Raw genomic sequence first — 19,392 nt, forward strand, 5'->3', positions numbered from 1 at the left:
CGTCGATCGGCCACCGCACCATCAGTGCAGATCCGAGGCGGCGGGATTGGATACTGCCGCAGTGACGGTCAAGGCGCTCATCTTCGACTTCGACGCCCTGCTGATGGACACGGGTACGACGCTGCTGGAGAGCTGGCGTGGGAGTGGCGGCGGCATGGCCTGAAACGATTCGCGCTGAGCCGCCAGGGTGTATCCACGTAGAGTCCCTGGCCGTGGACGAGGATCGCTTCGAGCGTTACGACCGGTACGAGCGGGCACTCATAGAAGTTCTTGACCTGCTCGGCCTTGCGCACCCGCCCGCACCGTCCGGCGACGAGCGCACCAACCAGAAGGTCCGCCGACACTGGCAATGCCACGTAGCCCTCATGATCATGCGGGAGGCCGCGCCACAGCAGCCCGAGGAACTGTTCGAACCACTCATGCGCGCCGCCGTCTACGAACCCGACCCCAGCCACACCCAACGGCACATCAGGCCAGCGCTGGCTGCCTTCGGCCGCAGACGCGTTCAGACGAGGCTTCTCGAATACCTCCGGACGGGAACCACATACGAGATCATCGGCGCAGCAGACGCCTGGTACTGCTCATACCTCCGCGTCGCGGACGCCGAGGTCGAGGACGATCCGTGCACCGACCTGCGGCGCGACTTCCAAGAAATCGGCCTGCACATATACCTGACCAACGACGATCCACGAGTCCGCCGCCGCCTCATCTCGCTGCTGAACCTCCGCGCCGACAGGAACACCCCAGAGCTGCGCCGGGTACTGCCGCAATGATCAGGTTCCGGTTCGAGCTGTACCCATTGGACGAGGTGTCGCCGTGGGGCGGCGACCAGCCGAGCCTGCACTGGTTCGGGCTGACCGAGGGCTGGTACTGGCTCGAAACAAGCGGGCAGGAACTGCTGCGCCGCACCCGGCTATCCGACCCGCATCCCTACGTCGACTACTACCTGGCCCGGCTCTGGGAAGACCTCATCGTCCTGACACCGGAGGTGCTGGTGCCGGTGCCCGACGATCTGCAGCCGTTCATCGCCTCCCACCGCGCGCAGTGGACGTGTGACCCGCTCGAGTTCGTGGAAGAACCGGATGAGAGACGGCCCGACGACGGCAACGCGGACGTGCCCGACCATCCGGTCGTCACGGCCGCGGTATGGCACGGCGAGCACCACCTGGACTTCGGATACCTGCGAAACCCTCCCACGCTCCGGCTCTGGCGCACCATCTGCGGCGATCGCGACGAGATCACCTTGGACTGGCGGCACGAGGACGACGGCGAGATCGGCTTCACCGCCGACTCCACAGTCCGGCTCAGCCTTCCGACCACCGCTTACCTGGAAGCCGTACACATCCTCGACCGTGAGCTGATGGACGCCATGGGGCAGCGGGTCGAGGATCTGGAACACCGCGGTGGGCTACCTGGTGTGGACATCGACCTCGTCGACCTGCGGCGGGAACACGAAGACCGGCGGCATTGGTTTGCCAGGAACCTCGACCGTGCCCCGAAGACCGACTGGAATGCTGTCCGCCAAGGTGCCCGTCTGCTGCTCGGTGACGTTCCCACGGGCCGACACCTCCATGGACCAGGCAATCCTTCGGGCACCTGACCGGGGAACAGCATCCGCTCACCGGCAGTACCGGCAGGCTGAACAAAGCGACCTGATCACGTTCTGCAACACGCGGCCAGCGGCCAGAAGAGGATGGCCGCAGGGCTCAGCCGCGGCTGGCGTACAAGTAGACGGTCACCGCGTCGGGGGCATCGAGGTTGAACAGGACGGCTCGACGTGTGCCGTCGGCAGTGGGTTGCTCTTCATCGATGCCGGAGACGGACTTGGCGGTTTCGGGATCCCACAGGTCGCCGCCGCCGACGTTGTGTTTTGCGTCGACTGCCCGTAGCCCGGGTACGGGCGCCGCAGTGAACTTCGCCGTGGCGATGAAGACGTCGAGCTCGGTTCGGGGTATCCGAAACTTCGCCGAAAGCACCGTTTCCAGGCCGTTGCTGTAGGCGGCGGTAAGGAGCACGGTTCCGGGCGGCAGGGTCACGTGAGCGACCGCTTCCACCTGAGCGGCGCTGGCGACCTGCGGCGTGGACTGCACTGGGAGCAGGTCGATTCCGCTGGTGCTGGCGACGAGTCCGGCCCCACAGCACATGACCAGCGACAGCACGAGGCTGATGCACGCGAGTACCAACGCTATGGTGCCGCGCCGATTGCGGGTGGCCGGGACAACGGTCTCGCTCATCGCCGACACCATACGGTGTGCCCGTTGATCGGCACGTCCCGACACCGGGTAGCCTCGGAAGCAGTCACCGTCCGTGGCACGCGGCCGGCGGTAGAAACCGACGTCTCCTGGGGCTTGCTGATGGCGAGGGTTCGTCGGCACGTCAACATCAGCTGCTCGCCGTTCCGCACTTTGGTGCGTGGCAGAAGATGGGCCTGGGCGGCCAGACCGGTCCTGTGTGGGCATGCTCGTGCCTGACCGGGCGTACCGCCGATTCGAACGCCTCGTCTTCAACGGCGAGTCAGGCTCTCCGGCGGTCGAGCACCACGGCGTGGCGAGCTACCGCCCTTTCTTCGCCGGTCAGCGTTGTCGTCGCGGCGCCGGTCGGATGAGAGCAGCTTCCGGTTGACCACGCGAAGACCCTGGCCGCCGCATACGAGGCACTGCCCCTTCGTTAAGCCGAGTAGTTGTCAGCAGCGACTACAGGAGATTGTGCTTACGGGCGAAGTCCGGGAACTCCGCTCCGGAGCAGGGCAGACGAGCACCCGTTGCTCTCAATGCCTCAATGAGGTTCCCCGCAGCCGTCAGGGTCTGCTTGCCGTCTCGGCAGGCCGCCGCGAGAAGCCAGATGGTGCCGTGAACGCGGGCACCGTAGGCACGGGCGACCTGCGTCGCGTTCCTGTCGTCCGTGATGGCCACGCCTTCCCGCAGTTCGGCGGCCGCGAGGACGGACGCTTCCCCGAGGTCGCGCTCACCTGAACCGAGCCGCGCGGCCCATTTGGTAAAGCACCGCACCTCATCGAGCGTGTCCAGCTGGGCAGTGGTCAGCCAGTCCGCCTCGCAAGCGACGGCCAGTTCACGATGATCCTCAGATCCCGCCCGCAACTCCTCCCGAACCACCTGCGTCGTCCAACATTCGGCATCGAGCAGCAGATCCTGCAAGACGTCCAGCCGGTCAGCGAGAGTGAAGTGGCTGAGAATCATGGTGTCGAGCACAAGGACGGAGGTGACGTGCGGTGGGCGACTCACGGGGCGATTTCCAGGTCGTCGTCCTGCGGTAGGTCCGCCTCGGCGATGTGGCCATGCATCAACTCCAAAGCCCTGGTACGTGTGATTCGCCTGTTCCGCAACGCCCCCATCACGGCCTTTGCGTATGTGGGCGATACCCGTACCGACTCGAGGTCGGGCTGCGGTACCCAGCCCACCGCCTCCATGAACTCCGCGTGGGTCGGCCGAACCTGGCTCCAGGCCCTACGGGTCTCTGCGTCGATGGCCCCTGCCTGCTCAGCCTGCCGCAGTGCCAGCAACCAGGAGGTACGGTATCGAGCCGCATAGCTCACGATCTGATCCCGGCTCACCGTCCCACGGGCTGCGGCAATCGCTTGCACGGGCAGCAGCAGTTCGGCGGCGAAGGCGTCAATCACCGTCTCTCGTTGTGCACGTGAGGCACTCAGGCCGAGGTCGGCGGAATATTCATCACCAATGATGAGGTGCCCCAACTCATGGGCAGCGGTAGCCCGACGGCGGCCAGGATCGCCCGTGGTGCTCACGACAGCAACGGCGATGTCGCCCTCGATGAGCGATGCGCCGTCGCCTGGCAGGTCGGTGACCAGAACCCACTGACCTGCGCGCTCGCAGACGTCCATGATGCTGTCGATCGGTCCATCGCCGAGATCGAACCGCTGCCGCAACCACCGGGCTGTCTGACGCGCATCGTCCTCGGATGTCACCGAATGCGGGTAGCGAAGCAGCGGACGGGCACGCAGGACGCCAATGTCCAGCAATTGCTGGACATTGTGCAACCACTCCACCAGAGCGATTTCGAGGCGTTCCGATGACCGTGCTGCCTCAGTGTCGGTTTCCTCGGTCAGCGGCGCCGCCCGTCGGGACAACACCGTGGGCGGCGGCTGGATCAAGTACTCCATCGACACCTTCAGCGCCCTGGAGAGCTTAGCCAGCTCCAGGGCGTCCAAACGGCGGCTGCCGGCCTCAACCTTGGCCAGCATGGTGCGGTCTAGCCCCACCATCGTGGCGAGATCCTGCTGTGAGATCCCCAACGAAAGGCGGGCTTGTCGTACCTGCTCACCGACGAGGGGCCAGTCCCAGCCATCAGCCATGGTGCGATAATCGCACACTCCGCGGCGGAATGGGTCAACACAGGGAAGTCCTGGATTCGGCGTATCCGGCTGACGCCGGAGGGGTACCGCAGGGGCATCGCACGTTTCGCGACTTCGGGGGCAAATCCGAAGCCGCGGACCCTGACGCCGAAGCTCGTCATCCGGCAGCACGGGCACCGGCCAGCAGACGCTCGACCGACACGCCCACCGTCGAGCAACTCGTCGTGCTCAGCTATTTCGCTCCGACAAGCACCGCGCTGCCTCCGGCCTTCCCGACGATATTCCGGTCTGGCAACCAGCGCCGTTACGCATCAGCCGCGAGCTGGCGCCGCCTCGCAGGAGCAGCTGCGCCGTGGTGGCGCCGAACAACTCCGTGTAGCCCAAGGCTCAGGTCGTCGTCGTGCTCGTGTTTCGCACCTGCGACCCCGCGCGAAGCTGTTGCCTATCCGTCCGCCAATGAGCTCGTCGTGGCGAGGGCGCACGCGAGGCGTTGGGGCGCAGCGTCGCCTGGACCTCTTCGGTGGGTTGGCTGGTTCAGTGCTCGTTCTGTTCCTGGAATTCGACGATGGCGGCGCCGTTGTCTCGGGCCCAGTCGGTCAGGACCTTGATCGGCTCGACCAGGGTCTGCCCGAGTGGGGTGAGGCTGTACTCGACGCGTGGGGGCGCCTCGGCGTAGGCGCGGCGTTCGACCAGGCCGTATGCCTGCAGGCGACGCAGGGTCTGGGTGAGGACCTTGTGGGAGATGCCGCCGATGAGGTGGGCCAGCTCGCCGGGGCGCCGGGGTTGCAGGCTGAGGGCGAACAGCACGATCACCGCCCACTTCTCGGCGATGATCTCGACGGCCAGGCGGGTGGGGCAGTCGGCGAGGAAGACCTGACCGTGGGCGTCGTGCACAGATCGAAAGGTACCAGCGGGTTCCTATCGGCTCCGTAGCGTTTTCCGGTGAAGCCCACCAGGAGCACAAGGAGCCATCCATGCCACGAGTAGTCGTGTTCGACGAGACCGGCGGTCCGGACGTTCTGCGCGTCGTCGACGAGCCGGTCGTCGAGCCTGCAGCCGGCGAGGTGCGCGTACGCATCGAGGCCTTCGCAGTCAACCCGCTCGACCAGATGGTCCGGGCCGGGCAGTCCCCGCGGCCCGTGCAGTTGCCGCATGCGCGGCTGGGCGTCGAGGGAACCGGTGTGATCGACGCGCTCGGGTCCGGGGTGACCGGACTGGCCGTCGGCGATCCGGTCATCCTCGGTGCGGTACCTGACTTCGAGACCAGGGGCGCGTACGCGGAGTACACCACGCTGTTGGCCGACCGGGTGGTGCCCCGGCCCGCCGGGTTGGAGCCCGTCGGTGCGGCGGCGCTGTGGGTGTCGTATTTCACCGCCTACGGCGCGCTGGTGGACAGGGCCGGGATGCGGCCGGGGGACCAGGTCCTGATCACCGCGGCGTCGGGCGGTGTCGGGCGGGCCGCGATCCAGATCGCCCGCCAGATCGGCGCCGTGCCGATCGCGGTCACCCGGCAGAGCGCCAAGGTGCAGAGCCTGTTGGCCGCCGGAGCCGCCGCGGTGATCGCCACCGACCGGGAGGACATCGGGGAGGCCACCCGGCGGCACACCGGTGGGGTGGGCGCCGACATCATCCTGGACGCCGTCATGGGCCCGGGCCTGGCCGAACTGTCGCTGGCCGCGAAGCTCGGCGGCACCCTGGCCACGGTGGGCTGGCTGGACCCGCGGCCGGCATCCTTTCCGGCGAATCCGTCGCTGACCATTCACCGCTACATGAGTTTCGCGGACATGGTCGACCCGCAGACCGCGCGGCGCGTCGCCGCGTTCCTGGCCGCCGGTGTCCGCACCGGCGTGCTGCAGCCGACGGTGGACCGGGTGTTCCCGTTGGACGACATCATCGAGGCGCACCGGTACCTGGAGAAGGGGACGCCGGCGGGCAAGATCGTGGTGACGCCGTAATCGGCGAGGTGCGGTAGGCGTCAGCGGGTCAGGTACGGCATCTTATGGCGCCTGGTGTCTGCCGGCAGCGGCACGACGGAGGCTCCCGTGGCATTGACCAGACAGGCCGAGGCCGGTGGAACCTCGTGGACGACGATGCGCCCATCTGCTCCCTGCAGATCAGCCGCGGCAGTCTGCTCAGGGCTCGGGCACCGGTGACGAGTGCGGATGCCGTTGGTCTGCGTACTCTGTGAGATTTTCCTGCCGCCGTGCCCGGCCCTGTCAGCTCCCGGGGTGGTGCGAGGTGAGCCTTGCCGCGGGTTCTTCCCGAGTGGTCCGGGTCCATCCGCTGAGGAAGGCCAGGGCCTGCGCGGAGCCGGAGTTCGGTTCCGCGGTGTAGACGAGCAGGGTTTGATCGGTCGTGCCGCGCACATCGAGGACCTGGAAGTCCAACGAGAGTTCTCCTGCGGTGGGATGGAGGAAATGTTTGCGCCCTGACCGTTGTGCGCGAACGCGGTGGGTGGACCACCAGTGGCGGAAGTCTTCGTCCTTCATGGACAGCTCGCCGACGAGACGGGCTAGTGCCGGGTCCTGCGGGTAGCGGCCGGCATCCATCCTGAGGTAGGCCACGCATTCTTTGGCGACCGTCTCCCAGTCGCGGTAGAGGCTGCGTACTCGCTGGTCGAGGAACGCCAGCCGGATGTGGTTGCGGTGCTGCGGCGCAAGAACGCTGAAGTCTGTGAAGAGGGCGGCACCGAGAGTGTTCCAGCCGATGATGTCCATCCGTCGGCCCAGCACCAGGGCGGGCACTGCGGTCATGCTGTCCAGCAGCACCCGGGTGGCGGTGGAGACTCGTTGCGCGTCGGGCGGTGCAGGGTTCGCCCGTGCTGCGGGGCCTTTGGCGTCGGCCGCGCAGCGAAACAGGTATTCCTGCTCGTCAGGGCGCAGGTCGAGTGCCTGCGCCAGCGCCTGAAGGATCTCCGGTGAGGCCGTCTTCGCGCGGCCCTGTTCCAGGCGCACGATGTAATCCACACTGACTCCCGCCAGCATGGCCAGCTCTTCGCGCCGCAGCCCGGGCACGCGGCGGTGACCGGTACTCGGCAGCCCGGCGGCCTCAGCGCTCACCTTGGCACGGCATGATCGCAGATAGTCACCCAGCTCGGTCATGGCGTCTCCTCTTCTCAGACCAGGACGTCGTCGTAATCGGTGGACAGCGCCAGGTCCCGCCACGCCTCCGACTCCGCCCGCAACTGGGTGATCTTGTTCTCCAGCTTCTGAAGGCAGTCACTGCCCAGCTGAGCCCGCACTGGCGGATTCTCCGCGTCAGCGAGGGTCAGGAACGCCGCGGCACCCTTGACCGGATCCCCTGGCTGAGCGTGATTGAGACCAGGCACCGCGCCGCGCACCGCTCCAGCGGTGCCGGCGTAGTCATCGATCACGGTGCCCTCGGTGCGTAGGCTCCGGTCATCGAGGAAGTCGGTGCGGAAGTAGCCCGGCTCGACCAACGTCACGGCGATGCCCAGTCCCGCGAGTTCGGCGCGCATGGCCTCGGAGATCCCTTCGACGGCGAACTTGGTCGAGCAGTAGATGCCAAAGCCTGCCGAGCTGCTGAAACCTCCCAGAGAGCTGACGTTGAGGATCCGGCCCGAGCGCTGCGAACGCATCACCGGCAGCACCGCGCGGGTGACGTTGAGCAAGCCGAAGACATTGGTGTCGTAGATCGCGCGAACTTCGGCATCGGAGGACTCCTCCACCGCGCCAAGCAGGCCGCGCCCGGCGTTGTTGACGAGAACGTCGATTGCGCCGAAGGCCTCGACCGCGCAAGACACTGCTGCGCGGGCCTGCTCCTCATCGGTGACATCGAGCGCGACCGCGAGCAGGCGGTCACCGTGATCGGGCAACGCCGCTGACACCGCCTCGGGGTTGCGGGCGGTGGCTACGACGGTATCGCCGCGATCCAACGCCTGACGGGTGATCTCCAGGCCGAAACCGCGCGAGGCGCCGGTGATGAACCAGGTAGTCATGAAGCGCTCCTTGAACTGAAGAGACCATGGGTCCCTTCGTGTGATCGATATTCGCTGTGTGTGGCGACCCCTTTCATGCTGGCCAGGTCCGCACTGCTCAGCCAGGGACGGATATGCATAGGAACGGCCAAGGCACCCGGCCCGCCAATACGGGTGCAGCAGAGACGTGCGCGCTCGGCAGACGGGCAGCCCGGCTGGATGGCCTTGAGAGCCGGCGTAGCGTCTTCGAGTTCAGAAGCCGGCCAGGCCCCTCTTGGTCAGGTGTCGAGGCCTGCGAGGTTGAGGCGTTCGAGCAGGCTGGGCTTGCGGGCGTGCATTGCCCGTAGCTCGGCCAGCCGGTGTCGGAACGATGAGCTGTCCCCGTCGCGTTCGCCGAGGTCGCGCAGGTCGACGAGGAGTTGAACGGCGGTGTCGTACTCGCGGGGTTTCTTGGTGGCGATGAGTTCGTCGATCCGTTGCCATGCGGCGGGTTGGTCGACTGCGAGGGTGTCGAGGTGTCGTTGTCGGGCGGCTGCGGCGGACCGTTCGCGGCGAATCCGTTCGCGTTCCCGCTGCTCGGCATCCCGTCGTTCCCGCACGGCGCGCAACTGCGCGGCGGTGGCGAGCAGTTGACCGGCAGTACGGACGGCCGTCGGGGTAGACGCCTCGGCGGAATGCGCGTCGCGGTAACGACGCAGCAGTCGGTTGCGTAGATGGCTGTCGCCGCTGGTGATCAGGTCGGTCAGGATGGCGTCCTTGTCCCTTGCGGGCAGTCCGACGACCCAGGTGCGTAGGTGCGCGGCGGTCGGTTCGCCGGAGGCGGCCGGCGTCGACCCGGCCGCCGCGGCCGCGATCAGGTCGGGATCGATGCGCAGGAATTCGGCGGCGGCGGTGAGGGGCGCGTTGAGGGCGCCCAGTCCGGCCGGGACGGGTGGTTCGGGCTCGTCGTCGGCGATCTCCTCGGACTGTACGCAGCGCAGCCAGGCCAGGTAGAGCAGGCGCAGGTCGCCCGCGGCGAGGCTGGCCCGGACCGGGATGATGGAGGTGAGCAGACCGTGGCCGTCGAGCTCCCACTCGTCGACGCCGTCCTCGTCCTCGTCATGCAGGTCGATGATGATGTGCGTGCCAGCGGTCCACATGGCCGCGCTGTCACCCTGGCAGTACCGGGCCACCGTGGCGGGGTCCAGCACGTGTTTCGGTAGCCGCAGCATAAGCTGGCGGGTGCCCCAGTTCGCCAGGTACAGGTGCGCGTCGAAGTACCGTTCCATCAGCTTTCGCGGGTCGCCCTTGAAGTCGCCCCACTCATAGGTGTTGACGAAGCTGGTGGCGGTGATGTCGGCCCGGGTCGACAGCGACCGCAACTCGGCCCGCTCCCGGCCGGTGAGGGGCCGGTCGAGGGCGGTGAACTCGTAGTACTGGTACTCGCTCATCGTGGCCTACCTTCCGGCCCAGTGCCGGTAGGCGTCGATCCACCCGGCGCCGTCCGGTGGCGGGGTGGGGAGCGGCAGGTCGAGTAGGCCGATCCGCTGCCGGTGGTGGCCTCGGGCGCAGACCGCGACGATGGTGTCCGCGGTCAGGTCGATCGTCCGCACGGTGACCTCGACGCCGAGGACGGTGGTGGTGAACGGCACCGCCAGATGTTCCTCGATCATGGTGAACAGGCCGGTGAGCTGTTCGTCGTCGCCGTACGCGTCGACCGTGGCTTCCTCGATCATCGCCTGCAGCGCGGCGGTCCCCTTCGATGCCATCGGCGGAGGATAGCGGACCGGTGTCGCGGCGTTTGAAGCCCGATGCGCGAGGATGGTCGCATGGGTTCGATGGCCGAGTTCGTCGATCTTCGGCGGGAGGTGGAGCGGTTACGGGCGGAGAACGCCCGGCTGGCGCGTCTGCTGCAGGCTGCGCGGTGCGGACACGTCTGCGGCGCCGGAGCAGTTGTCCGCGCCGGTGGAGCCGCCGGGGCTGGTCACCATGGCCTCGCCGACCCGGGACAAGCTGGCGTTGTTCGCCGACCGGTTCAGGGCCCGGGCCGACGTGTACGCCGTGCGGTGGGAGAACGCCCGTACCGGCGCTGCCGGGTGGATGCCCGCTGTCGCCGGCGGTTGGCGTAAGGGGATGGACCGGCGCGGTGCCACCCACCTGCCCCGCACGGCTGAGGTCGTCGCGGCGCATCTGGTCGGCGACGTGTTCATGGGCCTGTACCCACTGATGCCCGGCAACACCTGCCACTTCGTCGTGGCCGACTTCGACGGGCCGACGGCGATGCTCGACGCCCTCGCGTACGTGAAGGCGGCGGGCCAACGCGGTGCCGGCCGCGTTGGAGATCCCAGTCAGGCCGCGGAGCCCACTTCACCGGCGCCGTTTCCGCAGCCACCGCGCGGGCCGTGGGCACGGTCCTGCTGCGTGAGGCGATGGTGCTACGCGGATCGATGGACCTGCGCTCGTGCGATCGATTGTTCCCCAACCAGGACGTGCTGCCCGGACCGCACGCCAGGCCAGCATGTACAAGGCGGTGCTCACCGAAGCCGCTACGGTTGAGGACCTGCACACCTGGCTCGATGCGCACCTCCTCCGGCGGCTCTGGCTCAGCCTCTGGCTGCCACCCCAGCTTCGCCAACGCTGGAAGGACGCCTTTCCCGAACTCGCCACGATCCATAGCAACGCGACGTAGCCGTGGACTTCTTTTACGAACCGCCCCGTTCGTCTGGCCCGCAGATCGAACATCAAATGGCCGCGTATCGAACGTTTGTCGCGCCGCAAATCGAAAGCAGATAGCCTCGCAGATCGGAAGTGTGGCGGGTTATGATGACGCCGTGCCCACACCGCATCTGATCCCCCGCCGCGTCGCCGCGCAGGTCAACGCTGCTCTGGCGGACACCCGCGTCGTCTTGATCAGCGGGGCACGCCAAGCGGGCAAGAGCACCCTGGTTCGCCTCGTTACCGGCGATCGTCTGGCCGAGCGCCGCGATCTTGATCGGGCTCAGGACCGGGCGGCGGCGATCGCCGATCCGGTCGGGTTCGTGGACTCCTCCGAACTCCTGGTCATCGACGAGATCCAGCGCGCTCCGGAGCTCCTGTTGGCCATCAAGGCTGCCGTCGACGAGGATCCCCGTCCTGGCCGGTACCTGCTCACCGGATCGTCTCGGCTGTTCGGCATGGTGGCTGCGCCGGACGCGCTGCCCGGTCGGATGGAAACCGTCGAGCTCTGGCCATTTTCCCAAGGCGAACTCGACGGAGCCCTGGACGGATTCATCGACGCCGTCTTCGCGCTCGGCCCGAACCTGCGACACAAGTCGGACGTGACCCGCGCCGACTACGCGGCCCGAATCGTGCGAGGCGGCCTACCCGAGGCCACCGCCCGCACCGACCCGCGCCGCCGCCAACGGTTCCTCGACGCCTATGTCCAGGCGCTCATCGACCGCGACGTGCGGCAGCTGTCCGACATTCAGCACAAGGGCGAGCTACGCAGGCTGGTACGCCTCCTCGCGGCCAGGTCCGCGACCATCATCGCCGCGAACTCCCTCGAGTCCGCCCTCGGACTGAGCCGGCCGACGATCGTCCGCTACCTCCAAGCCCTGGAAGAGATCTTCCTGATCAAACGGATTCCCGGCTGGTCCCGCAACCTCGGCACCCGTGCCACCGCCGCGTCGAAGCTGATCTTCGTCGACTCGGGCATCGCCGCCAACGAAATCGCGACCGACGCCCGGGCACTGCTCCGGCCGGGCGCACCGTTCGGGCCGCTGCTCGAGTCATTTGTGCTGTCCGAGTTGTCCCGGCAGCTCACCTGGTCCGAGCAGTCCGTTGACCTGTCTCACTACCGCGACCAGAGCAGGTACGAAGTCGACGCGGTGCTCGAGAACCGAGCTGGTCAGGTGGTCGGGATCGAGGTCAAAGCAGCCAGCACCGTCGGACCCGACGACTTCCGCGGCCTACGCCGACTCGCCGACCGCCTCGGCGACGACTTCATCGTCGGCATCGTCCTCTATACCGGAACCGCCACGCTGCCGTTCGGCGACAGAATCCGCGCCATGCCGGTCAGCGCCCTATGGCAGGTTTCCACCTCGACAGCAGACTGACCTCACCCGCAGGCCGCTCCCCAGCCGTCAGGGGAGTGGGCATGCCCTCAACCGGGCGAGGTCGGTGGTGTGGTGGCGACGAGTAGGGCGAGTTCCCGGACCAGGTCGTCCAGGGACTGACCGGTCTGCGCGCGGACCAGTCCGAGGGCAAGGTCGGCGAGCACTCGGCAGAAGAGCGGCCCGGCTGGATAGGCTTGAGAGCCGGCGTACGTCTGCCGTGGCAGGTCTCTGGCACCGGAACTCGGGCCCGGAGGCTTTCCTGGAACTGCGAACCAGGCACGGCTCGTGCTCGATGCCGAAAGGGGCTGACCCACCTACGACGCAGGTCTCGAGTTCAGGGGCTGGCCATGCGGGCTACGGCCGAGACTCCCCAAGCGAGTACCTGCCTGACATACCGGCCGCGCTCCACCTCATCGGGGGGAGCACTGACAGATGAGATGGACGATCCTGAAAGGGGATCGCTGGAACTTCGCGTGTGCTCAGGCAGCAGATCCGGATGCCGGTTCGGTCCCTCAACGCTCCCGGCGTGATGGTCGAGACTGTCGGTCGTCGCTCTTATGATCACGGCCATGTCGGCTGCCTTCACCGCCTTGTGGACCCATGACGTCTGCCGGGAGCTACGCAGGCACTGCGTCGGCCAGCGGCCGCCGGTGGCGTTCAGCGGGGTGCATCAGTCTCTGCCCAGTTGGACCAGCGTCGGTGTCGGCGACGATGTCTTCGCCCTGCATGTCAACCGACACGTGGTCTACGTGGTGAGTCGTCTGCGTGTCGTCGACAAGCAGCGGCGCGCCTGTTGCGGCGCTGCTCCAGCAACCTGGCGTGACCCGGCCTATCCCGGTCACGACGACTGGGCGATGCTCGGCGCCGGCGGATGCGGGGCGAGCCCGGTGCATGTCGAGGCGACGCCGATCCGCTTCGACGTCGCCGTTCCCGGCGACCTGCTCGGCGCGCTGACCTGGCGCAACCGGCGCGGAGAACAGCGCACCTTGAAGTACGTCGTCGACGGTCGTCTCGAATGCTCCATCAGCCTCCAGGGCGTCTATCGTCTGACCGACGACTCCGCCGCTCGATTGGGTGCCCTGCTCGATAGTTCACCGACCCCGACCGAACGGGGTAGACCCGCCCACGTGCATCAGGATCGGCAGCCGCCCTTGACGGTCGACGCGCCTTGACGGCGGATGTGGACGCCTCAGGGTCGCGCCCGATGCTGACTAGACTGCTCAGTTGTGCGCTCGGCTGAGGTCCTCGAACAGCTCGACGCCGCTGCCGAGGAGTTCCTGTTTCCGGACCTCGGCCACGGCTACTACTACGCCGTCGATGCTCGGCTCCATGGGTACCGGGACGCTGGGCGGTGGGCCCTCATCGTCGAGACGGTCGGCTACTCGCCCCGGGCCGGCAACCTCATCGACGTGCTCCACGTGTTCGGCGACTGCCTGGCCAGCGGCGAACCTGGCTACGGAAACGGTGACTTTCACGAACGAGTAGACAACTGGAACCAGATAGAGGACCCCGACGAGCCCGAAACCTACCGCGGAGGGCCGGTGGTTATTCGCGGCCGGACGATCGCAGTTGCTGCCGAGCCGGGCGAGGATCTGGTCAACGTCCTGCGTCAGCTTGTTCCGCGTCATCGCGAGTTGCTCCTGGCCGATGAGAGGGAGTTGCGGCGCCGAATCCCAGTCGACCTACCCGAGGTGCTGCGGCTCGACCAGTGGAACCACCCCGACCTGGTGAGCGGGCTACGCCCCAGCGAGTCTGAGACCTTCCACCAGATCGCCGATGTCCTGGCGACCGGAGACCTCAGCCGATACGCGCCCAGCTTGCCGCCCAACACGCACTGGTCGAACTGGCCGGAGTCGGGGAGCCTGTAGCCGGGCGGCCCACCTCTTAGCGGGAGAGCGAAGGCCGTGCACCTGCGGAACCAGCATCCCTCGGCGCGGCTGGAGCACTTCCCGTGCGTTCGAGCCAGCGTGGCTCGGACATCCGCTCATCGGTACGTTCGGGCGCGGGGTCCGGGATCTCCGTCATGCTCCGTAGCGCCCTATCTGCGACCACGAGCGGATGATGGGCAGTGAATAGGGTGGGTGGCATGCGCACGATCGTTAGTGACCGCCTTCTCCTGCGTCCATGGCAGGACGACGACGCCGACTTCCTCCTGGACCTGGAGTCAGGCTCGCAGATCGTAGTCTCCTCCGGCGCGCAACCGACGACCATGAAAACGAGGAAGGACGCGCTCGCGTCGATCAGACGTCGGCGTGCCATCGAACATCCCATTCACGGGAACTGGGCGATCGCCACGGCGAACGGTCGACTGGTCGGCAACCTCCTGCTCCTGCCAATCCCCCCATGGGCGGAACAATCCTTCAGCGGGTCGAACGATGTCGAGATCGGCTGGCACGTGCACCCGGACGCTCGGGGGCAGGGCTATGCCACCGAAGCCGCGGATGCCGTCCTTCGCGATGCCTTCGGCCGTGGGCTGCCGAGGGTCCTCGCCGTGACGGAGCCGGACAATCATGCCTCACAGGCCGTCTGCAGGCGACTCGGCATGACTGCTCTCGGGCGTACGACGAGGTACTACGACACCATCAACGAACTCTTCGAGAAATTGCCCAGTTGATCGGAAGGCCGTGACGGCTGGCGCGCTTCGGGTAGGGCTTCGCCTGAAAACCAGGTCCTGACAGCCGCTACCTTCGGGGCGTGGACGATCCCGAACGCCCCAGCGAGCGCCTCGTCGAGCAACGCCTGCGCAATCGCGCCATGGAAGCGCTGGTCGCCCTGAGCAAGGGTGATTCAGGCGTTCGCAGCGTCGGCGTCGGCGACTACATCAACCTGTTCTTCGACGTGATCGACGACGACATCCCGTGGCAGTGGCGCGACTGGTCGTGTTTCACGCCCGAGGAGGTTGAGCGACTCGATGCCGTACATGGACTACTGCAGGCGGCCTGCGTGGTGACGCCCTGGAATGACACTGACGACGACTTCATCGCCTTCGGCTGGCCGGGCAGGATTCAACCCGCTGCTCGCGCGGTGTTGGACGTCATGCAGGCACGGGGCCGATTCCGGGAGGACGCCGAGGAAGAGAATCCCTCCGAGTAGTACCGCTTAGCGACTGGACAGCGCTGAGGCGCGCAGCGCGGCAGATCCGGTCGTCGCGGGACAACGCTTCCGGCCCGGTGCGTGATTCTGCCGTGAGGTCGCCGGTAGGTGGCCGGGTGTGGCGTATCGGGCGGCGCTACTGACTGTCGTACCCCTGTGTGAGGCTGTGACGCATGGCGACTTTCGTTCTGATCCACGGTGGTGGCGGCAGTTCCTGGGACTGGCATCTGCTGGGCCCTGAGCTGGCCGGACGGGGCCACGACGTGGTGGTGCCGGAGCTGCCGATCGAGGATAGGGCGGCAGGCTTCGCCGAGTTCTGTGAAACGGTCGTCAATGCCGTCGGCGATCGCAGCAACCTCGTAGTCGTCGGACACTCGTATGGTGCGTTCACGGCGCCGCTGATCGCTGACAGGCTGCCTGTGCGGCTCATTGTCCTGCTTACTCCCATGATCCCGAAGCCGGGTGAGAGTCCCGGCGACTGGTGGGGCAACACCGGTCACCGCAGCGCGGAGGGGTTCAGTGAGGAGGAACAGTTCTACAATGGCGTGCCGGCCGAAATTGTCGCGGAGGCTTCGGCGCATGGCCGCGACCAGGTCAGCGCAGAATGGAACGAGCCGTGGCCCCTGGGTGCCTGGCCGGACGTGCCGACGAGGGTGCTCATCGCCCGCGAAGACCGATTCTTCCCGCCCGACTTCCAGCGCCGCGTGGCGGCCGACCGCCTCGATGCCGTACCGGATGAAATCGACGGTGGCCACGCGGTGGCGCTCAGCCATCCGAAGCAACTCGCCGACCAGCTGACCGCGTACTTGCCGCGCTGAAGGCGCTGCGCCCGGTGCCGGTCGCGTGAATACAGGCGGCGCGGATCGCGGCTACTTGTTTCATTGACCTGCGACCGTTGCCCGGCCAGGCTTCGGTCGAGGCGCCCGGGTTGTCGCTCTCATTGCGGCTGCCCACGCTGGTCGTGTGGCTCTCATTTGGCCTGCGCGGCCCGGGCGTCGCCCCAGGGCGGGGAGAGGCTCAAGAGGGGTTTGCTCGGCTCGAAGTAGCGTTGCCCTCCCGGCTCGACAACCCAGGTGGATCGAGCATCGGAGGACACGTTGACTGTCACACCGAGTCGTGTGGTCATCGGGATGGACCCGCACAAGCGTTCGGCAACGATCGAGGTCATGGCTGGCGACGAGACCGTCGTCGGCGGCGGCCGGTTCGACACCGACCGCGACGGCTACACGGCGATGCGAAAGTACGCCGGTCAGTGGCCGCACCGGGTGTGGGCGATCGAGGGCTGTCAGGGCATCGGCCGGCACATCGCCAACCGGCTGCTGGCCGACGGCGAGCAGGTCGTCGACGTTCCACCGAAGCTGTCCGCCAGGGCGCGGGTGTTCGCCACCGGGCAGGGCCGCAAGACCGACGCCACCGACGGCCACTCCATCGCGCTGGTCGGCACCCGCATGACCGGACTACGCCCGGTGGTCAACGACGAGCAGCTTGCCTTGCTTCGGATCCTGGTCGACCGGCGCCGTTGCCTCGGTGTCGACCACACCCGGATGGTGTCCCAGCTGCACCAACTGCTGCTGGAGCTGATCCCGGGTGGGGCGAAGAAGAGTCTGTCCGCCGCCCAGGCCAAGACACTGCTGGCCACGGTCCGGCCCCGCGACGCGGTCGGCAAGGCCCGACGGCGGGTCGCCGCGGAGCTGATCGCCGACCTCGAACGGATCTACCGACGCTCCAAGGAAGCCGACAAGGAACTGAAGGAGCTGGTCGCTTCCACCGGCACCAGGTTGATGGACCTGCACGGCATCGGACCCTCCGGCGCCGCCCGGCTGCTGGTCGAGGTCGCCGGCATCACCCGGTTCCCCGACCGGGCTCACTTCGCCTCCTGGACCAGACCCGCCGAAACCCAGCATAGAACTCTCCTCTCGGCGGTGTCTTGACACAGAGGGGAGCCAGATGCGTACACCGGCCGGCCCAGTCAGGCGCTGATCTTGCAGGCAGCGCATGCAGAGATGGCTCGGGCGGATGAGGAAGACTGGCAGGCATGGCTGATCTGGGCGACCCGAAGGCTGCGCTGCACCACTACCTGCAGACGATGCGCGACAACCTGATCTGGAAGCTCGACGGGTTGAGCGAACGCGAGGCCAGGCTGCCCCGCACCGCGACCGGCAACAACCTGCTGGGAGTTCTCAAGCACTGCCTCCATGTCGAAGCCGGCTACTTCGGGCCTACCTTCGGGCGTGAGTTCCCGACGCCTGAGGAACTGGTTCCCATGCAGGTGTTCGAGGAGGACCCGCAGGCAGACTGGTACGCGCGGGAGGGCGAGACGAAGGATGGGCTGATCGACCTGTATCGCCGTGTCGGGGTGTTCGCGGATCAGACGATCGAACAGCTACCCCTTGACGCGCCGGGGCATGTGCCGTGGTGGCGCCCAGGCGAGAGGGACGTGACGCTGCACAGGATCATCATCCACGTGACCTGCGACCTTGCCCGTCACGCAGGTCACGCCGACATCATGCGCGAGCAGCACGACAGGGCGATCGGCTTGCGGCGGGAGAACGCCGGTGTTCCCCACGACTACGACTGGCCGGCGTACGTCACCAAGCTGACGAAGCTCGCTGACCGGTTCGGTTAGCCACCCGGTCCCGTCGATACAGGCAGACAGGGCAGTATCCGCTCATCGACACGATCGAGTGCCGACCTGATTTGTGGTGACAGCGCGTAGCGGGCGGTCGACGGCAGGCCCGTGCCTGCTGGTCTTGACCGCGGTTGGTGGCAACGGCTCGATGCCGCAGCAGGTCCGGGCTCGGCCGCTGATCGGGAGAGGCCGCCGTAGCATGTTCCGCCATGAGGCCGATCGTCATCAGGCCCCGCATCCAGATCCCGGTGCTGGTCGTGCTCTCTGCCGTGTGGGCCCTGTTGGGCGTCACCTACTTCACGTCGGGGGACGTGGTGGCCGAACGCGACTGGTTCGGCATCGTGCTGGGATCCCTGCTCCTCGTGAGCGGGATGGCGGGGGTGTGGCGCGCTCTGCGCCTCGGCGTGGTCGTTGACGCAGCAGGTGTCCGTGTCCGCAACTTCGCCAGCCGGGACCAGGTCATACCGTGGAACTCACTCCAGTCGATCGACTGCCTGCAGGTCGACGTACGGGCAGGCATACCGCTCTACGCTCCTGTCCTGCATTTTCACAGCGACGTCGACGCCGTGCCGCTGCCTACGCTCGGCTCGTACTCACGGCACGCCGTGGAGCGCACAGTCGACGAGCTGCGAAGCCTCGCAAACGGCACGGGGTAATCCTGATCGGGTTGCCAGGCGGGCGCCCGAACAGCGGATGAGTCCGATGCCCGGGCGCCGTGCGCTGGACTGCGCGTGCTGAACCGGATGGTCCAGGCGCCGTGGCAGCGGCATGATCGGGTGGTGGTTGAGGCAGCCGGGGCTCGATGGTTCCCAGACGAGATCGGTCGCCACGAGGGGGAGATCGCCTTCCTGGAACAGCTTCGGCGAGAAGCATCCGGCTGGGACGTCGACGGGCTCTCGCCGGAGGACGACACCTCGTCGCAGGTGTGGCTGGCGCCGCTGTACGTCGACGTTGATGTTCCCGGGCTCACCATCCGGCGTCGCACCCTGCAGGTTGGTTACTGGACCAACGGGCCATTCGGACAGGCGCTCCACGGTGTGTGGGGCGACGACTACCTGCTGGACGACCACGACGGCAACGATCCCGAGAACCTGACCGTGGTCGGGGTGCGGGCCAGCCATGAGAACTACGCGCAGTGGGCCGCCGCCTGGCTGCTGCGTCAGCTGAAACGGCCTGTCGTACGGGAGGAATGGCTGACCGGGGATCGCGTGGCCGCCGCGACATGGCGGCTGGACGATACCGGCCGTGTCCTCGCCCGGCACGGCAACGGTTTCCGCCGCCTCATGCGCCGCCGCGCTGACCGTGTTGTCACGGTGAGGTGAGCCGCGTG

At 67.3% G+C, this 19,392-nt stretch carries 22 protein-coding genes and 3 pseudogenes; 16 read left to right on the forward strand and 9 right to left on the reverse strand.

Features of this window, described 5'->3' with window-relative positions:
- Positions 1-212: 212 nt before the first annotated feature.
- Both EG812_RS26520 and EG812_RS26525 read left to right on the forward strand, forming a co-directional pair.
- Positions 213-773 carry a hypothetical protein gene (locus EG812_RS26520; RefSeq protein ID WP_126713177.1) on the forward strand — a complete coding sequence of 187 codons (561 nt, stop codon included), beginning with the start codon at positions 213-215 and terminating at the stop codon, positions 771-773.
- Positions 770-1,600, forward strand: coding sequence for a DUF5984 family protein (locus EG812_RS26525; RefSeq protein WP_199743961.1), 831 nt, complete (start codon positions 770-772; stop codon positions 1,598-1,600). The genes EG812_RS26520 and EG812_RS26525 overlap by 4 nt, the downstream gene beginning before the upstream one ends.
- 106 nt (positions 1,601-1,706) lie before the next feature.
- Here the strand turns inward: EG812_RS26525 and EG812_RS26530 are convergent, their stop codons facing one another.
- The 4 genes from EG812_RS26530 to EG812_RS26545 all read right to left on the reverse strand — a co-directional run bounded on the left by EG812_RS26530 (position 1,707) and on the right by EG812_RS26545 (position 5,224).
- On the reverse strand, positions 1,707-2,234 hold the full coding sequence (locus EG812_RS26530; protein WP_126713178.1) for a hypothetical protein: 528 nt from the start codon (positions 2,232-2,234) through the stop codon (positions 1,707-1,709).
- A gap of 459 nt (positions 2,235-2,693) precedes the next feature.
- Positions 2,694-3,209: a PIN domain-containing protein gene (locus tag EG812_RS26535; RefSeq protein ID WP_126713179.1), complete on the reverse strand. Its 516-nt coding sequence runs from the start codon at positions 3,207-3,209 to the stop codon at positions 2,694-2,696.
- Between the two features lie 29 nt (positions 3,210-3,238).
- Positions 3,239-4,330 (reverse strand): helix-turn-helix domain-containing protein, encoded by a 1,092-nt coding sequence (locus tag EG812_RS26540; protein ID WP_126713180.1) that lies wholly within the window; start codon positions 4,328-4,330, stop codon positions 3,239-3,241.
- A gap of 534 nt (positions 4,331-4,864) precedes the next feature.
- Positions 4,865-5,224: a winged helix-turn-helix transcriptional regulator gene (locus EG812_RS26545; protein ID WP_013733128.1), complete on the reverse strand. Its 360-nt coding sequence runs from the start codon at positions 5,222-5,224 to the stop codon at positions 4,865-4,867.
- Between the two features lie 80 nt (positions 5,225-5,304).
- On the opposite strand from EG812_RS26545, the gene EG812_RS26550 reads away from it, so the two are divergent.
- Positions 5,305-6,285: a zinc-dependent alcohol dehydrogenase family protein gene (locus tag EG812_RS26550; RefSeq protein WP_126713181.1), complete on the forward strand. Its 981-nt coding sequence runs from the start codon at positions 5,305-5,307 to the stop codon at positions 6,283-6,285.
- 261 nt (positions 6,286-6,546) lie between these two features.
- Here the strand turns inward: EG812_RS26550 and EG812_RS26555 are convergent, their stop codons facing one another.
- The 5 genes from EG812_RS26555 to EG812_RS29145 all read right to left on the reverse strand — a co-directional run bounded on the left by EG812_RS26555 (position 6,547) and on the right by EG812_RS29145 (position 10,399).
- On the reverse strand, positions 6,547-7,431 hold the full coding sequence (locus EG812_RS26555; RefSeq protein WP_126713182.1) for a helix-turn-helix domain-containing protein: 885 nt from the start codon (positions 7,429-7,431) through the stop codon (positions 6,547-6,549).
- Positions 7,432-7,445: 14 nt separating this feature from the next.
- Complete coding sequence (locus EG812_RS26560) at positions 7,446-8,288, reverse strand: oxidoreductase (RefSeq protein WP_126713183.1); 843 nt, start codon at positions 8,286-8,288, stop codon at positions 7,446-7,448.
- A 257-nt stretch (positions 8,289-8,545) separates the two neighbouring features.
- Positions 8,546-9,697 carry a hypothetical protein gene (locus EG812_RS26565; protein WP_126713184.1) on the reverse strand — a complete coding sequence of 384 codons (1,152 nt, stop codon included), beginning with the start codon at positions 9,695-9,697 and terminating at the stop codon, positions 8,546-8,548.
- Positions 9,698-9,703: 6 nt separating this feature from the next.
- Positions 9,704-10,015 (reverse strand): hypothetical protein, encoded by a 312-nt coding sequence (locus EG812_RS26570; RefSeq protein WP_126713185.1) that lies wholly within the window; start codon positions 10,013-10,015, stop codon positions 9,704-9,706.
- A 108-nt stretch (positions 10,016-10,123) separates the two neighbouring features.
- Positions 10,124-10,399: a hypothetical protein gene (locus EG812_RS29145; protein WP_158632550.1), complete on the reverse strand. Its 276-nt coding sequence runs from the start codon at positions 10,397-10,399 to the stop codon at positions 10,124-10,126.
- Here EG812_RS29145 and EG812_RS30345 point away from each other — a divergent pair.
- The 13 genes and pseudogenes from EG812_RS30345 to EG812_RS26635 form a co-directional block, all read left to right on the forward strand.
- Positions 10,308-10,505 (forward strand): annotated as a pseudogene (locus EG812_RS30345) (TOTE conflict system archaeo-eukaryotic primase domain-containing protein); the annotation flags it as partial. The gene EG812_RS29145 and the pseudogene EG812_RS30345 overlap by 92 nt on opposite strands.
- Positions 10,487-10,684 (forward strand): annotated as a pseudogene (locus tag EG812_RS30350) (hypothetical protein); the annotation flags it as partial. The pseudogenes EG812_RS30345 and EG812_RS30350, both read left to right, overlap by 19 nt.
- Before the next feature lie 59 nt (positions 10,685-10,743).
- A pseudogene (locus EG812_RS30145) lies at positions 10,744-10,935 on the forward strand (hypothetical protein); the annotation flags it as partial.
- 142 nt (positions 10,936-11,077) lie between these two features.
- Entirely contained in the window at positions 11,078-12,340 is a 1,263-nt protein-coding gene (locus EG812_RS26585) for an ATP-binding protein (protein ID WP_126713210.1), read from the forward strand.
- A gap of 650 nt (positions 12,341-12,990) precedes the next feature.
- A complete protein-coding gene (locus tag EG812_RS26595) occupies positions 12,991-13,512 on the forward strand; it encodes a hypothetical protein (RefSeq protein ID WP_233579652.1) in 522 nt (173 codons plus the stop codon).
- Between the two features lie 54 nt (positions 13,513-13,566).
- The gene (locus EG812_RS26600) at positions 13,567-14,208 is read left to right on the forward strand and encodes a DUF7003 family protein (RefSeq protein WP_126713187.1); all 642 of its coding nucleotides are present in this window, start codon (positions 13,567-13,569) and stop codon (positions 14,206-14,208) included.
- A 218-nt stretch (positions 14,209-14,426) separates the two neighbouring features.
- Positions 14,427-14,954 carry a GNAT family N-acetyltransferase gene (locus EG812_RS26605; protein WP_126713188.1) on the forward strand — a complete coding sequence of 176 codons (528 nt, stop codon included), beginning with the start codon at positions 14,427-14,429 and terminating at the stop codon, positions 14,952-14,954.
- A gap of 80 nt (positions 14,955-15,034) precedes the next feature.
- Positions 15,035-15,433, forward strand: coding sequence for a hypothetical protein (locus EG812_RS26610; RefSeq protein WP_126713189.1), 399 nt, complete (start codon positions 15,035-15,037; stop codon positions 15,431-15,433).
- Between the two features lie 173 nt (positions 15,434-15,606).
- The gene (locus EG812_RS26615) at positions 15,607-16,251 is read left to right on the forward strand and encodes an alpha/beta fold hydrolase (protein WP_126713190.1); all 645 of its coding nucleotides are present in this window, start codon (positions 15,607-15,609) and stop codon (positions 16,249-16,251) included.
- A 312-nt stretch (positions 16,252-16,563) separates the two neighbouring features.
- Positions 16,564-17,364: an IS110 family transposase gene (locus EG812_RS26620; RefSeq protein ID WP_126713191.1), complete on the forward strand. Its 801-nt coding sequence runs from the start codon at positions 16,564-16,566 to the stop codon at positions 17,362-17,364.
- A 104-nt stretch (positions 17,365-17,468) separates the two neighbouring features.
- Entirely contained in the window at positions 17,469-18,059 is a 591-nt protein-coding gene (locus EG812_RS26625; RefSeq protein WP_126713192.1) for a DinB family protein, read from the forward strand.
- A 212-nt stretch (positions 18,060-18,271) separates the two neighbouring features.
- Positions 18,272-18,718, forward strand: coding sequence for a PH domain-containing protein (locus EG812_RS26630; RefSeq protein WP_126713193.1), 447 nt, complete (start codon positions 18,272-18,274; stop codon positions 18,716-18,718).
- A 75-nt stretch (positions 18,719-18,793) separates the two neighbouring features.
- Positions 18,794-19,384, forward strand: a complete 591-nt coding sequence (locus EG812_RS26635; RefSeq protein ID WP_126713194.1) for a hypothetical protein — start codon at positions 18,794-18,796, stop codon at positions 19,382-19,384.
- Positions 19,385-19,392: the final 8 nt, after the last annotated feature.

The organism is Verrucosispora sp. FIM060022 (assembly GCF_003977705.1).
Classification (GTDB): domain Bacteria; phylum Actinomycetota; class Actinomycetes; order Mycobacteriales; family Micromonosporaceae; genus Micromonospora; species Micromonospora gifhornensis.

Bases quoted from the DNA above. Each gene is read 5' to 3' on its own strand.
- EG812_RS26630 (WP_126713193.1), top strand. From the start codon at position 18,272: ATGAGGCCGATCGTCATCAGGCCCCGCATCCAGATCCCGGTGCTGGTC.
- EG812_RS26620 (WP_126713191.1), top strand. From the start codon at position 16,564: ATGGACCCGCACAAGCGTTCGGCAACGATCGAGGTCATGGCTGGCGAC.
- EG812_RS26570 (WP_126713185.1), bottom strand. From the start codon at position 10,015: ATGGCATCGAAGGGGACCGCCGCGCTGCAGGCGATGATCGAGGAAGCC.
- EG812_RS26550 (WP_126713181.1), top strand. From the start codon at position 5,305: ATGCCACGAGTAGTCGTGTTCGACGAGACCGGCGGTCCGGACGTTCTG.
- EG812_RS26540 (WP_126713180.1), bottom strand. From the start codon at position 4,330: ATGGCTGATGGCTGGGACTGGCCCCTCGTCGGTGAGCAGGTACGACAA.
- EG812_RS26605 (WP_126713188.1), top strand. From the start codon at position 14,427: ATGCGCACGATCGTTAGTGACCGCCTTCTCCTGCGTCCATGGCAGGAC.
- EG812_RS26525 (WP_199743961.1), top strand. From the start codon at position 770: ATGATCAGGTTCCGGTTCGAGCTGTACCCATTGGACGAGGTGTCGCCG.
- EG812_RS26565 (WP_126713184.1), bottom strand. From the start codon at position 9,697: ATGAGCGAGTACCAGTACTACGAGTTCACCGCCCTCGACCGGCCCCTC.
- EG812_RS26555 (WP_126713182.1), bottom strand. From the start codon at position 7,431: ATGACCGAGCTGGGTGACTATCTGCGATCATGCCGTGCCAAGGTGAGC.
- EG812_RS26625 (WP_126713192.1), top strand. From the start codon at position 17,469: ATGGCTGATCTGGGCGACCCGAAGGCTGCGCTGCACCACTACCTGCAG.
- EG812_RS26560 (WP_126713183.1), bottom strand. From the start codon at position 8,288: ATGACTACCTGGTTCATCACCGGCGCCTCGCGCGGTTTCGGCCTGGAG.
- EG812_RS26530 (WP_126713178.1), bottom strand. From the start codon at position 2,234: ATGAGCGAGACCGTTGTCCCGGCCACCCGCAATCGGCGCGGCACCATA.
- EG812_RS26615 (WP_126713190.1), top strand. From the start codon at position 15,607: ATGGCGACTTTCGTTCTGATCCACGGTGGTGGCGGCAGTTCCTGGGAC.